This is a genomic window from Paenarthrobacter sp. CAP02, from assembly GCF_040137855.1.
In the GTDB taxonomy this organism is placed as follows: domain Bacteria; phylum Actinomycetota; class Actinomycetes; order Actinomycetales; family Micrococcaceae; genus Arthrobacter.
The window spans coordinates 49464-61947 of record NZ_JBEEII010000006.1; the positions used below are offsets into that span (position 1 = coordinate 49464).

The 12484-nt window shown below is 63.3% G+C and carries 16 protein-coding genes; 12 read left to right on the forward strand and 4 right to left on the reverse strand.

From position 1 onward, the window contains the following. Positions 1-73: 73 nt before the first annotated feature. The 8 genes from ABHM97_RS11820 (at position 74) to ABHM97_RS11855 (ending at position 6291) form a co-directional block, all read left to right on the forward strand. Positions 74-376: an urease subunit gamma gene (locus ABHM97_RS11820; RefSeq protein WP_235520323.1), complete on the forward strand. Its 303-nt coding sequence runs from the start codon at positions 74-76 to the stop codon at positions 374-376. A gap of 9 nt (positions 377-385) precedes the next feature. Continuing rightward, a complete protein-coding gene (locus ABHM97_RS11825) occupies positions 386-754 on the forward strand; it encodes an urease subunit beta (RefSeq protein WP_349470802.1) in 369 nt (122 codons plus the stop codon). Beyond that, on the forward strand, positions 751-2481 hold the full coding sequence (gene ureC, locus ABHM97_RS11830) for an urease subunit alpha (RefSeq protein ID WP_349470803.1): 1731 nt from the start codon (positions 751-753) through the stop codon (positions 2479-2481). The genes ABHM97_RS11825 and ureC overlap by 4 nt, the downstream gene beginning before the upstream one ends. Before the next feature lie 7 nt (positions 2482-2488). Continuing rightward, positions 2489-2965, forward strand: coding sequence for an urease accessory protein UreE (ureE, locus tag ABHM97_RS11835; RefSeq protein WP_349470805.1), 477 nt, complete (start codon positions 2489-2491; stop codon positions 2963-2965). Continuing rightward, on the forward strand, positions 2946-3626 hold the full coding sequence (locus ABHM97_RS11840; protein WP_349470806.1) for an urease accessory protein UreF: 681 nt from the start codon (positions 2946-2948) through the stop codon (positions 3624-3626). Before ureE ends, ABHM97_RS11840 begins: the two co-directional genes overlap by 20 nt. Before the next feature lie 21 nt (positions 3627-3647). Further along, the gene (gene ureG / locus ABHM97_RS11845; protein ID WP_349470807.1) at positions 3648-4265 is read left to right on the forward strand and encodes an urease accessory protein UreG; all 618 of its coding nucleotides are present in this window, start codon (positions 3648-3650) and stop codon (positions 4263-4265) included. A gap of 134 nt (positions 4266-4399) precedes the next feature. Next, positions 4400-5248 carry an urease accessory protein UreD gene (locus tag ABHM97_RS11850; RefSeq protein ID WP_349471079.1) on the forward strand — a complete coding sequence of 283 codons (849 nt, stop codon included), beginning with the start codon at positions 4400-4402 and terminating at the stop codon, positions 5246-5248. After that, entirely contained in the window at positions 5248-6291 is a 1044-nt protein-coding gene (locus ABHM97_RS11855) for a HoxN/HupN/NixA family nickel/cobalt transporter (RefSeq protein WP_349470808.1), read from the forward strand. Before ABHM97_RS11850 ends, ABHM97_RS11855 begins: the two co-directional genes overlap by 1 nt. On the opposite strand, the gene ABHM97_RS11860 is transcribed toward ABHM97_RS11855, so the two are convergent. Then, positions 6288-7265, reverse strand: coding sequence for a serine hydrolase domain-containing protein (locus tag ABHM97_RS11860; protein WP_349470809.1), 978 nt, complete (start codon positions 7263-7265; stop codon positions 6288-6290). The genes ABHM97_RS11855 and ABHM97_RS11860 overlap by 4 nt on opposite strands. Before the next feature lie 119 nt (positions 7266-7384). Between ABHM97_RS11860 and ABHM97_RS11865 the strand changes: the two genes are divergently transcribed. From ABHM97_RS11865 to ABHM97_RS11880, 4 genes are all read left to right on the forward strand, one after another. Continuing rightward, entirely contained in the window at positions 7385-7894 is a 510-nt protein-coding gene (locus ABHM97_RS11865; RefSeq protein WP_257370286.1) for an RNA polymerase sigma factor, read from the forward strand. A gap of 59 nt (positions 7895-7953) precedes the next feature. Next, entirely contained in the window at positions 7954-8937 is a 984-nt protein-coding gene (locus ABHM97_RS11870; RefSeq protein WP_349470810.1) for a hypothetical protein, read from the forward strand. 149 nt (positions 8938-9086) lie between these two features. Further along, positions 9087-9284, forward strand: a complete 198-nt coding sequence (locus tag ABHM97_RS11875; RefSeq protein ID WP_235520313.1) for a hypothetical protein — start codon at positions 9087-9089, stop codon at positions 9282-9284. Beyond that, complete coding sequence (locus tag ABHM97_RS11880; protein ID WP_235520312.1) at positions 9281-9511, forward strand: hypothetical protein; 231 nt, start codon at positions 9281-9283, stop codon at positions 9509-9511. Before ABHM97_RS11875 ends, ABHM97_RS11880 begins: the two co-directional genes overlap by 4 nt. Positions 9512-9583: 72 nt before the next feature. On the opposite strand, the gene ABHM97_RS11885 is transcribed toward ABHM97_RS11880, so the two are convergent. The 3 genes from ABHM97_RS11885 to ABHM97_RS11895 are packed head-to-tail and all read right to left on the reverse strand — an operon-like array spanning position 9584 to position 12477. Then, on the reverse strand, positions 9584-10627 hold the full coding sequence (locus tag ABHM97_RS11885; protein ID WP_349470811.1) for a lactonase family protein: 1044 nt from the start codon (positions 10625-10627) through the stop codon (positions 9584-9586). A gap of 2 nt (positions 10628-10629) precedes the next feature. Further along, positions 10630-11460 carry an aldo/keto reductase gene (locus ABHM97_RS11890; protein WP_349470812.1) on the reverse strand — a complete coding sequence of 277 codons (831 nt, stop codon included), beginning with the start codon at positions 11458-11460 and terminating at the stop codon, positions 10630-10632. Between the two features lie 15 nt (positions 11461-11475). Further along, positions 11476-12477, reverse strand: coding sequence for an NAD-dependent epimerase/dehydratase family protein (locus ABHM97_RS11895; protein WP_349471080.1), 1002 nt, complete (start codon positions 12475-12477; stop codon positions 11476-11478). Positions 12478-12484 lie beyond the last annotated feature (7 nt).

Here is a 12484-nt window from a genome sequence, read left to right on the forward strand (position 1 = left end):
GTAACCTGACCGAAACCTACGCTCCCTAGGCTGGTTTCAACTTCATAGCCCATGCCCAGTTCCAGGAGAGCCGATGCATCTTTTGCCCCGTGAGCAAGAGAAACTCATGATCGTAGTGGCCGCCGACCTTGCCCGGCGCCGCCAAGGACGCGGGCTCAAGCTCAACTATCCCGAAGCTGTGGCGATCATCAGCTACGAGCTCATCGAAGGCGCCCGGGACGGCAAGACCGTAGCTGAGCTCATGAGCTACGGCACTACCCTTCTCCGCCGGGAAGACGTGATGGAAGGCGTGCCGGAAATGATCCACGACGTCCAGATCGAGGCCACCTTCCCTGACGGCACCAAACTCGTCACCGTGCACAACCCCATCCGATAGGCGGCCCTCATGATCCCCGGTGAATACAGGCTCCAGCCAGGCTCCATTGCGTGCAACAGCGGCCGCGAGGCAATCGCCGTCGAAGTCGTGAACCGTGGCGACAGGCCCGTCCAAGTTGGTTCGCACTACCACTTTGCCGAGGCGAACAGCGCCCTGGAATTCGACCGCAAAGCCGCCTACGGTCGCCGCCTGGACATTCCAGCAGGCACGGCGGCGCGCTTCGAACCGGGCGACAGGAAGACTGTCCAGCTGATTGAGATCGCCGGGTCCCGCGAAGTCTTCGGCCTCAGCAACGCAGTCAACGGAAAGCTCGACGGCGGAACCGGGGTTGACGGGTCAGCCCGCCCGGGCGTCGCAGCGGAAAGGGACCACCAGTGAGCTTCGAAATTCCCCGCCGGCAGTATGCCGAGCTTTACGGTCCGACGACGGGCGACGCCATCCGTTTGGCCGACACTGAACTGTTCCTGGAAATCGAGAAGGACTACACAGTCCACGGCGAAGAGGTGGTGTTCGGCGGCGGCAAAGTGATCCGCGATGGCATGGGCCAAAACGGCCAACTGACCCGCGCGGACGACGTCCCGGACACCGTCATCACCAACGTCGTCGTCCTGGACTACACCGGCATCTACAAGGCAGATGTTGCCCTCAAGGACGGGCACATCTTCAAGATCGGCAAAGCCGGCAACCCGCAGATCACCGACGGCGTGGACATCGTGATCGGTGCCAGCACGGAGATCATCGCCGGCGAGCGGAAGATCCTCACTGCCGGCGGCATCGACACCCACATCCACTTCATTTCCCCGGAGCAAGTTCCCACGGCCCTGTGCAACGGCATCACGACGATGGTGGGCGGGGGCACCGGTCCGGCTGAGGGGACCAAGGCCACCACCATCACGCCCGGCGCCTGGCACATCTCGCGGATGCTTCAGGCCGTCGAGGGGCTTCCGGTCAACATCGGCCTGTTCGGCAAGGGCCACGCGTCCGCCGTCGAGCCCCTCGCCGAGCAGATCCGCGCAGGCGCCGTCGGGCTCAAAGTCCATGAGGACTGGGGATCCACTACGTCGTCCATAGATATGTCCCTGCGTGTGGCCGATGAATATGACGTCCAGGTGGCCATCCACACCGACACCCTGAACGAGTGCGGCTTCGTGGAAGACACCATCGCGGCAATCGACGGCCGTGTCATCCACACTTTCCATACCGAAGGCGCCGGGGGAGGGCATGCGCCGGACATCATCAAGATTGCCGGATTGCCCAACGTGCTGCCGGCCTCCACGAACCCCACGCTCCCGTACACGGAGAACACCATCGAAGAGCACCTGGACATGCTCATGGTCTGCCACCACCTCAACCCGGACATTCCCGAAGACGTGGCCTTCGCCGATTCCCGCATCCGTGCGGAAACGATCGCCGCCGAAGACGTGCTCCACGACCTCGGTGTTTTCGCGATCACCTCATCCGACTCCCAGGCCATGGGACGGGTGGGAGAAGTCGTGACCCGCACGTGGCAGGTAGCCGACGCCATGAAACGCCAGCGTGGCGTCCTCAAGGACCCCAGCGGAACCACCCACGGATCCGCCGAGTCGGACAATTTCCGGCTCAAGCGCTACGTCGCCAAATACACGATCAACCCCGCCATCGCCCAGGGCATGGCCGACGTGATCGGATCGGTGGAAGAGGGCAAGTTCGCGGACCTGGTGCTGTGGGACCCGGCCTTCTTCGGCGTCAAACCAGAGCTGGTCATCAAGGGTGGGCAGATCGCCTATGCACTCATGGGCGACTCCAATGGTTCCATTCCGACCCCGCAGCCCCGCACCATGCGGCCCATGTTCGCTACCTACGGCAAAGCACTCCAGCAAACGTCCATCACGTTCCTCTCCAAGGCCGCGATCGACGCCGGCGTGCCGGACGAGCTCGGCCTGGAACGCATCATCAAACCCGTTTCCGGGATCCGCAACCTCACCAAAGCGGACCTGAAGCACAACGGCGAAACCCCGGACATCGCCGTCGACCCCGAAACGTACCAAGTGACGGTCGACGGCGAAGAAGTCACCTCCCAGCCGTCCGACGTGCTGCCCATGGCGCAGCGCTACTTCCTCTTCTAGGACATCCGTGATCATCGAAAGAATCCTCGGCAACCTGCACGAACAACCGCTGGACACCTACGCCGGCCACCACAAGGAAAAGGTGGTGCTGCCCAGCTCGCTCCTGGTCAAACGCATCCAGCGCGTCACTACCGATCACGGCAAGGAACTTGGCATCCGCCTCCCCTCCGGAAGCGGCGATCTCCGCGACGGCGACATCCTGGCCATCGAAGACTCCAACCTGATTGTCATCTCCGTGCTGCCCACCGACGTTCTGGTGATCGCGCCCCGGAGCATCCATGAGATGGGAGTGGTGGCACATTCACTCGGCAACCGGCATCTGCAGGCGCAGTTCTTTGATGCGTCGTCCGAGTACGGGGCCGAAGTCATGGTGTGCCAGTATGACCACACCGTCGAAGACTATGTGAAGAGCGTCGGCGTCCCCTACGACAGGCAAGAGCGGGTCATGCCGGTGCCGTTCCGCCATGCTGAGCACTCGCACTAGCTATCAGCTGGCTCTTCAACAGCTGACTGACTCGGCGCTGCCCACGGGGGCGTTTGCCCATTCTTTGGGGTTTGAGGGCTACATTGAGCGCGGCCTTGTGGGTGATGAGCGCTCATTTGGCGTTTGGTTGCGGGCCTTTGTGGGGCAGCAGTTGAGTTATTCCGATGGGTTGGCTATCCGATTCCTTTACGAAGGGGTGGATGTTGGATTGTTGGACCGCGTGTTGTCCGGGCAGTTGCTGGCCCGGGAGGTGCGGGAGGCTTCCCTGAAAATGGGCGGCCGCCTGCTGGAGATCGGCGGTGAGGTGTTCCCATCCACGGAGTTGGAGGCCTACAGGGAGTTGGTCCGCGGCGGCCGCGCATCGGGGCACCAGCCGTTGGCCTTTGGGGTGATTGCCCGGTCGCTGGGGGTACCCTTCGAGGAGGCGCTGTCAGCCTACCTCTTTGCCACTGTCACGTCCCTGACGCAGAACGCGGTGCGCGCCATACCGCTCGGGCAGAACGCCGGGCAGCGGGTACTTCGGGACGCGCACGACGCCGTCGCTACCGCCATCAACGTTGTAGCACAGCTGTGCTGGGACGACTTTGGGGCCGTAAGCCCCGGACTTGAAATTTCACAAATGCGGCACGAACGGCAACGTGCCCGCATGTTCATGAGCTAACTGATGCAAAGGACAGAAGACATGACAGAACCCATCAGGATCGGTGTAGGCGGACCCGTCGGAGCAGGCAAAACCCAACTGGTCGAACGCATCACCCGGCACATGAGCGGCGACATCTCCATGGCTGCCATCACCAACGACATCTACACCATCGAAGACGCCAAAATCCTCGCCGCCAACGGCATCCTCCCCGAAGACCGGATCATCGGCGTCGAGACCGGCGGATGCCCGCACACCGCCATCCGCGAAGACACCTCCATGAACACCGCGGCCATCGAAGAACTGAAGGCACGCCACCCCGACCTGCAGGTTATCTTCGTAGAGTCCGGCGGCGACAACCTGTCCGCCACCTTCAGCCCCGAACTCGTGGACTTCTCCATCTACATCATCGACGTCGCCCAGGGTGAGAAGATCCCCCGCAAAGCCGGGCAAGGCATGATCAAGTCCGACCTCTTCATCATCAACAAAACAGACCTCGCCCCCCACGTCGGGGCGGACCTGGCCATCATGGAACGGGACTCCAAGGAGTTCCGCGGCAACAAACCGTTCTGCTTCACCAACCTCAAGACCGACGAAGGCCTGGAGGGCGTGCTGAACTGGATCCGCCGCGACGTCCTGATGCTTGATCTGGCGCAGTGAAAGCGACCGTCACCGCTTCGACGGGGATAAGGGGCCGTGCCCGCTTCGCGGTGCCCACCACGCCGCGGCCCCTTATCCCCGCCTCCGCTGACCAAGGCCAGGGAGCGGAACCAGGGCCCGGCGCTGGGGTGGCTGTGGGCGAGGGGGCTGTGCGGGGACGGTTGGAGCTTGGGGTTTGTGTGCGCGGGGGGCGGTCCGTTGCTGCGCGGCAGTTCCATGAGGGGGCTTTGCGGGTGCTTCGGGCGCATTACCTGGATCAGAGTGGGCAGGTTTGTTATGTCATGGTCAATCCGGGTGGGGCGTATCTGGGGGCGGATTTGTTCCTTGTCGACGTGGAGGTGGAAGACGGGGCCGACCTTCTGCTGACCACGCAGTCGGCCACGAAGATTTACCGGACTCCGGGGTCCTTTGCTGAGCAGCGGATGAACATCAGGCTGGGGGAGGGCGCTCGGTTGGAGCTGGTGCCCGACCAGTTGATCGCCTACCGGGAGGCGAGCTACCGGCAGAATTCGCGCATCAGTCTCCACCCGTCGTCGAGCCTTGTCATGGCGGAGGTCGTCACACCGGGATGGTCGCCGGACGGTGCTGCCTTCAAGTATGAAGAGGTGCGGTTGCGCAACGAGATCTGGATCGAGGACGACGCCGGGCCGGCATTGTTGGCGCTGGACAACCTTTTGATCCGCCCGCCTGTAAACGACGTCAGTGGGATGGGGTTCATGGAGGGTTTCAGTCATCTGGGCTCGTTGGTGGTGGTGGACCCACGGGTGGGCCAGGAACTTGCTGACGAACTGAGCCACTTGGCTAGTGACTTTGACGCCTATACGGGTGTTTCCTTGACGCAGACCCTTGCCGGGAGCACCGGGCTTGTGCTGCGATCGTTGTCGAACGGCACTGGGGAACTCAACAATTTACTGGGTGCCTGCACCAGCGTTCTGCGGGAACGTTGGTTCGGCCAGGCGCCTTTGAACCTGAGGAAGTACTGATGACCGCGCTGACTGAGTTCGCCACCATGTACCGGGAGCGCGAGAACCTTTCCCTGCGGACCCGATTGCTGTTCACCTTCGGTGCCGTAGCCGCGTTGCATGCCGCCGCCGTCGTTCTTCTGCTCGCCGGCGCCGCCGGTGGTGCCCAACCGTTGGCGCTGGGTCTGGTGGTCACCGCCTACGTGGCGGGCATTAAGCACAGTTACGACTGGGACCATATCGCCGCGATCGACAATTCCACCCGGAAGTTCGTCGCCCAGCATAAGGACCCCGTGAGCGTGGGTTTCGCGTTCAGCCTGGGCCATAGCTCGGTGGTGGTGCTGGCCGGATTGCTGGTGGTGGCGGGAGCCACGCTGGTGGGGCAGTTCATGGAGGACGGCACCACAGGCAACAAGGTCCTGGGCTTGATCGGGAGCGGCGTCTCGGGGCTGTTTCTGCTGGCGATGGGCCTCTTCAACGGCTCGGCGTTCCTACGCGCCACCAAGCTGTACCGGGACGTGCAAGCCGGCGGCGAGGTCCGCCACGAAGACCTCGAAGCCAAAGGCTTCGTCGCCAGGCTCCTGGCCAAACCACTGTCCAAGGTGGAGCGGCCACGAAACATATATGTGATCGGTTTCCTGTTCGGGCTGGGCTTCGATACCGCCACCACCATCGGGCTGCTGGTGATAACCACGACGGCGTCACTCGCCGGAGTATCGCCGCTCGCCTTGATGGCGCTGCCGCTTGCGTTCACCGCAGCCATGACCCTGTGCGATTCCGCCAACGGCGTGGCCATGATGAAGATGTATAAATCAGCGATCAACAACCCGCAGCGCAAGCTGGGCTTCAACGCCCTGATTACAGGTATCTCGGCTGTGTCGGCCCTGTTCATCTCAGTAATCACGCTGGGCGGGTTCGCGAATGCCGCGTTTGGGCTGGAGGACCCACTGACCTCCTGGCTCGGCGAAGTGGACCTCGGGGACGCTGGCCTGATCCTCGTGGCATTGTTCGCGTTGGTGTGGGCTGTGTCCGCGTGGCGGGGACGGGTTGCCCGCAAGGGTTAGGAAGCCGCCACCGCGTTGAACAACGCTGTGGTGTCCACGCCAAGGTCCGGGGTGTCCAGGACGTTCGTCAGGAACACCGCGCAGCGATCCTGCTCAGGGAACATCCACCACTCCGTTCCTGACCAACCGGGGTGGCCGTAGATCCCCCGTGCGATCAACTCGGACTCGTTGGCCGGCAATTGGAATCCCAGACCGGTGTGGCGAAGAGGTTTGGGCCGGGTGGTGATGTGTGAAAGCTCCGTGGTTCGAGGCCGGCGCATGGCTGCCAGGGTGGCTGGTTGGACGGCCTCGCCGGAATCCCTGAGCAACTCCGTGCCGAGGTTGAGCAGGTCCGTGGCTGTTCCAAAGAGCCCCGCTCCCGGGTGCCTTTGCTGGAACATGGCCTCGGCGTTCAGTCCCTCCGCCTCGGTTCCGTGCACCGTATGTGGGTTGCAGTCCGTGCTGAAAGTGAGGCCGCTTGCGCCGGTGTCGGCTGCCAGGGACAGGACCTGCTCCTCAAACGGACGCCCATCAGCCCACTCGGCCATGGCTGCTGCACCCTCGAAAGCGATGTTGCAGTACTGGACCAAGGATCCCGCGTAAAAGGTTTGCCCCGCCGAGGTGAGGGCGTCGCGGAGGGGGACACCGTCGTCGAGCTCCGGGTCGGTGATCCCGGACCGGTGACTGAGCAGGTGCTCCAGCGTTACGGTGTCGGTACGGCCGGCGCCGAAACCCGGCACCGCCGTCGAGAGCGCGTTGCCCAGCGACAGCTTTCCCGACTCGACCTGGCGCATGACGGCCAGGGCACTGATGGGCTTTGAGACGGAGAACAGCGCGAAGTGGTCCTCGACGGTCGCTTGCCGGCCGCCGTCGGACCCGAATGCTACGACGTCCTCAATACCGTTGCTGGACGCGATCCCCAGAACCGCAAGTGGCACGCGGCCGAGGTCTACCTGCTGACGCGCCCACTCAACTGACGCTCCTGTTTTCACCATGACTCGAAACTATCGCAGGGATCACGGCAAAAACTTTTCCGCCGCGTGTAACCGTGGCGGCCCGGCCGGAAACTAACCAAGTATCCTGCAGGTCCGGGTTCTATATTCAGGGGGAAATCGTGCTTTCCGAGCGCGAATTGGCATTCATCGCCATTCACAAAGACAGCTATCCGTCCGTCTACAAGTTCGTTTGCCGACGCGTTGAATCGTCGCATGTGGCGGAGGAGATAGCAGCGGATGTATTCCGCGTCGTGTGGCAAAAATGGGTGGACGACTCACGCCCGGACCTCGCCTACTTGTTGACCATTGCCCGCAACCTGGTGGGCAACGCGTACCGCAGCCGCGACAGGCGGCAGGCGCTGCAGGAGAAATTGCGCACGACGGCGGTCCAGCGGTTTGGCGACAACTCGGAAAACGTCGCGGTACAAGAAGCGATGGACCGCCTTCGCGAGAAGGACCGTGACATATTGCAGCTGGCCTACTGGGACGATCTGGGAATCGCAGACATCGCCGCTGTGCTTCAGTGCAGCGAATCGGCAGCGAAAGTCCGTCTCCACCGGGCACGCGCGGCCTTCCGGAAGCAGATGCCTGCAGGGGCCGACCCGACTACAGAGAAGATGGGGGTCTGAAGACAATGGATCCGATCAAGAACCAAATTTCAGCTATCGACCCGCTCACTATCGATCCAGTGACGGAACCGAACGGCGAAGAAGCCCTGCACAAGATCCTGTCGGGGTCCACTGTGTACAGCGACAGCAGCCCACTGGCCGGGGTCACGTCCCTGGAAAGCCGACGGCGGCGGAAGGCCCAGATCGCCGGCGGGCTCCTGCTCGGCGCAGCCGCCGTCACCGCAGGGGTGCTTGTCGCCGCGAACTTCGGGACCGTGACTTCAACCCCGGCGCCCGCGAACACGGTGACGTCGACGGAGGCGACCCCCACGCCCAGCCCATCCGCAACGCCAACTCCTACGGCGACGCCGTCCGCAACGCCCACGGCAAGCCCGACTCCCACAACCACCCAGGCGCCGACCCCCACCGTGCCTGCTGCGCCCACGACCGCTCCGGTGGTCCCGCCGGTGCAGGTTCCCACCAGCCAGACCTTCACCTTCCCGGACGGCCACCTGTCCTTCACGTACCCGGTGGGCTGGAGTGTCCGGCCGGAACAGGGGCCGTACATTGGTGAAGCTGAGAAGTCCGGATCGGTGATGGCGAACGTGTTGGATTCGGCGGGAACTGAAGTGGCGCGTGTGTACAACGGCACCTACGGGGATGGCACTGCCGGCCTCGTCGATCGGACCGTTTTGGACCGGGCGGTGGTTCCCGGGGTCCCGGACACAACGGGAAACAGGGTGGAATTCGGATTTACCGTCAACCAAATAATGAACATTGACTATGACTCCGTTAAGGACGGGGGCATTCCAAAGGCCAGCGGCCCCTCGGACTCGCCGCCCTTCTACGTCATGGATGTGCGTCTAGCCTCCGAGATGAAATCCGGGGAATCCAGTTCGGGCACCAACCAGGTGAAGGTACCCAACGGGGTCATGAACGCGTACGTGGTCTTTGACCCGGCGAAGCAGCCGGCTTTCGCTTCCCCCGAAGCCGCGAAGGCCTGGATGAAGACCACTCAGTACGCCCAACTCAAGGCGCTGCTCCTGAGCCTGAGCTACAAGTAGCAGGGGGCCGCGCAGAGTTCCTGTGCAAAAGCACTGTGCCGCTGGAGAACGTTATTCATTTGTCCATAACGATCATCGCTTGAGTTTCATAGGGTTGAGGAGATCTGCTTCACAAAATCCCCCGAACTACCCAAGGATGAGTTTCAACGATGAAGAGCATCGCCCTCCTGCGCGAACGAGCCACCCGCGTCATGCCTACTGGTTCCCACTGCCCGGCGTCGGGCCTGTGGAGCCCGGACTCCGACCCGGAAGCAGTCCAGGTTTTCGCGGAAGGCAGTGTTCTCCCGTCCTACCAGGGCACGCCCACGGTTTGGCGGCGGCGATCCACGGCTGAAGTCCCGGCATGACCAGCACCATCCTGAACAGGCCCGCCGAATACCGCCACGTCCCGTCGGCGGAATGGTCTGAGCTCAGCGCCGGTGATCCCGTGTGGATTTACGATGTCGCGTGGGGCGCAGGGGTCGGTCGGGTGGACGACGTTTCCAAGCACCAGGAGTTGCTCTGGGTCGTCCTCGAACCGACGGGCCGCAAGCTCATCTGCGGGACGGACGACGTAGAGGTCTGGTCCGCCTGAAAACTCGCCGAGATGGCACATGATGACAATGTCTGAGCGGATGATTGTCATCAAGTGCCATCTCGGCGTCAGTTAACCCGCCGGGACAAGGACGCTGGGAGAACCCGTCTCCACCCGGCCCACCGGGCCACCCGGCAGTCCCGTTTCCGGGTGGAGCCTGAAGCTCACGACGTCGTCGGAACCTTCGTTCGCGACGTACAGCCAGCCTTCGCGGACCAAGTGGTGGCGCGGCCATTCGCCACCACACGGCGCGTCCGCCAGGGGTTCGATTTCGGTGCCATCCTCGGAGACCGCAAGTACGCAGATGCGGTTGGTTCCGCGGACACCAACGTAGGCGAAGCGGCCGTCCGGAGACAGGGCGATTTCAGCTCCCGCGTCGCCCTCCTGCGCACCGTTGGTGCTTGCCGGAACCATCGCAGTCAGCTCGTACGTGCCATCGGGCTGCATTCGGAGTGCGGCCACTTCCACCGAGTATTCCGTATCCACGAACACTGTGCCGCTGTGGTGGCGGGCCATGTGCCGGGGGCCGGATCCTTCCGGCAGGACCACCTGGTGGTCGATCACCAGTCCCTCGCCCGCCGCGTACTTCCAGATGCGCACCAGGTCATGTCCCAGGTCCGTGGTCATGACCCGGCCATCGGGAAGCATCAGGCTCGAATGGGCGCGGCTGGGCCGGCCCGGCTCCGGAGCCACTGCGGTGTGGGGATCGACGGCGGCTTCCGCACTGGTGCGCGAGGTGATGGCGCCGTCGTCGTCCAGTTCGTACAGGATGACCTGGCCGTCGCCCCAACAGGTGGCCACGATGAAACGGCCTTGAGGATCCGCGGCGACGTGGCACGTGGCCTCGCCCGCGGGCCATGGTTCCCCGAAAGCCTCCAGCTCAGCGGCGCCCGTCCTGCGATAGGCCTGCACGGTCTTGCCCTCCTCCGCCACGGCATAGAGCACCGGGAGCGTGGGGTGCAGCGCAAGGAACGACGGTGAGTTTGCCTCGATGGCCAGACCGACCGAGGTTAGTTGCCCGTTGTCATCGGCGGAAAGGGCTGTGATGCCCTTCCCGTTTCCGTTCCTGTCGGCAGTGTAGGAGCCGGTCCAGATGAGTGTTTCTGCTGTTTCCATGGTCAGTGCCCCTGAACGTCCGAGTCGACGCCCGCGTCCGGGCCGGCGTCGAGTGTTTGCAGTTTGCTGAGGTCATCCTGGTCCAGCTCGAAGTCGAACACCTCCAGGTTCTCCTTCATCCGTTCCGGGTTGGCGGTCTTGGGAATGGCAACCAGCCCCTGCTGCACGTGCCAGCGGAGCACAATCTGGCCCGGGGTCTTTCCGTGCTTGTCGCCAACCGCGGCCATGACGGGGGCGTTCAACAGCTCGCTGCTGGCCCCCAATGGACTGTAGGACTCGGTGATGATCCCGTGGCGTTCGTTGAAAGCCCGTGCGGCGGGCCGGGGAATGGAAGGGCTGACCTGGATCTGGTTAACGGCGGGAACCACGTCCGTTTCCCGGAAAAGGCGGTCCAGGTGCGCGGGCTTGAAGTTGGAAACGCCGATGGAGCGTGCTTTGCCGGACGCCCGGAGTTCCTCGAAGGTCTTCCACGTGGAGACGAATTCGTCGCGGCGGGGGAGCGGCCAGTGAATGAGGAGCAGGTCCACGTAGTCCAACCCGAGGCGTTCCAACGAGCCGTCCAGACCAGCAACGGCCTTGCCGGAACCTTGGAATTCCCCGTCCAGTTTGGTGGTGATGAAGAGGTCCCCGCGGTCCACCCCGCAGGCCCGGATGCCGTTGCCCACGCCCTTCTCGTTGCCATACTTAACGGCGGTGTCGATATGGCGATAGCCGCGGGTTACAGCCTCTGTAACGGCATCCGCCACCTGTGCGTCATTCAGGGGCCACGTGCCCAGTCCCAGTTGGGGAATCTTGTTGCCGTCGTTGAGCTCGATGAGCGGGGCAAATGTCATGGCCGTCTGTTCCTTTCATAGAGCCTCATGGAGCCGATCGCTGAGCTCCATGTAGTCCTCGTTCACCACTTGAAGCTCAGGATGCTGATCATGCCACGCCACGATCTCCCCTGCACCGTCCGCGAAGGGAATTGTTGCCCGGTAGTCCGGAACCAGGGCCTTGATCTTGGAGTTGTCGAAAACCACGGAGTGGGAGCGGTCGCCCAGCAGGTTGGGCCCCAGCTCCGGGCTGTGGGCGGCTATGGTTTCGGAGGATACGTGAAACAACTCGGGCTCCGGAACCCCGGCCGCCCGTGCAAACAAGCGGTAGATCTGGTTCCACGGCAGGTACTCGTCCGAGGTAATGGTGTAGCTTTCACCAACAGCCTGTGGCCGTCCAAGGAGGCCCACGAAGGCCTTGGCGAAATCGCGGCTGTGGGTCACAGTCCACAGCGAAGTGCCATCACCATGGACCATGACCGGCATCCCCGCACGCATACGGTGGATATCCGTCCAGCCACCCACCATGGCAATTTTGGTCCGGTCGTAGGTATGCGATGGCCGAACCACCGTCAGCGGGAAGTCCTGCTCGCGGTACGCCTCGAACAGGACTTCCTCGCACGCGATCTTGTCCCGCGCGTACTGCCAGAACGGGTTCTTCAAGGGCGTCGATTCCCTGATGGGCAGTGTGGTGGGCGGCTTCTGGTACGCCGAAGCGGAACTGATGAACACGTACTGCCCCGTCCGGCCGCGGAACATCTCCACGCCGGCAAGCGCCTGATCCGGGGTGTAGGAGATAAAGTCCGCAACGGCGTCGAACTCCCTCCCCTGAAGTACCTCACGCACAGCCTGGGAATCGCGGATGTCGGCATGCAGCACCTCAGCGCCATTAGGGACCGGCCGCCCGGCTGACCGTCCCCTGTTGAGGATGGTCAGCCGGTGGCCCAGCGCGACGGCGCGTTCAGCCGCCGACGCACTGATGACCCCGGTCCCACCGATGAACAGGATGTTCCGCGGTGCGACCGTATCCGCAGCCATTGCGAGG

Excerpts from the sequence above, each read along its gene's own strand:
- ureG (WP_349470807.1), top strand. The coding sequence starts at position 3,648 with ATGACAGAACCCATCAGGATCGGTGTAGGCGGACCCGTCGGAGCAGGC.
- ABHM97_RS11855 (WP_349470808.1), top strand. The coding sequence starts at position 5,248 with ATGACCGCGCTGACTGAGTTCGCCACCATGTACCGGGAGCGCGAGAAC.
- ABHM97_RS11860 (WP_349470809.1), bottom strand. The coding sequence starts at position 7,265 with ATGGTGAAAACAGGAGCGTCAGTTGAGTGGGCGCGTCAGCAGGTAGAC.
- ABHM97_RS11885 (WP_349470811.1), bottom strand. The coding sequence starts at position 10,627 with ATGGAAACAGCAGAAACACTCATCTGGACCGGCTCCTACACTGCCGAC.
- ABHM97_RS11875 (WP_235520313.1), top strand. The coding sequence starts at position 9,087 with ATGAAGAGCATCGCCCTCCTGCGCGAACGAGCCACCCGCGTCATGCCT.
- ABHM97_RS11820 (WP_235520323.1), top strand. The coding sequence starts at position 74 with ATGCATCTTTTGCCCCGTGAGCAAGAGAAACTCATGATCGTAGTGGCC.
- ABHM97_RS11880 (WP_235520312.1), top strand. The coding sequence starts at position 9,281 with ATGACCAGCACCATCCTGAACAGGCCCGCCGAATACCGCCACGTCCCG.
- ABHM97_RS11890 (WP_349470812.1), bottom strand. The coding sequence starts at position 11,460 with ATGACATTTGCCCCGCTCATCGAGCTCAACGACGGCAACAAGATTCCC.
- ABHM97_RS11825 (WP_349470802.1), top strand. The coding sequence starts at position 386 with ATGATCCCCGGTGAATACAGGCTCCAGCCAGGCTCCATTGCGTGCAAC.
- ABHM97_RS11840 (WP_349470806.1), top strand. The coding sequence starts at position 2,946 with ATGCTGAGCACTCGCACTAGCTATCAGCTGGCTCTTCAACAGCTGACT.
- ABHM97_RS11895 (WP_349471080.1), bottom strand. The coding sequence starts at position 12,477 with ATGGCTGCGGATACGGTCGCACCGCGGAACATCCTGTTCATCGGTGGG.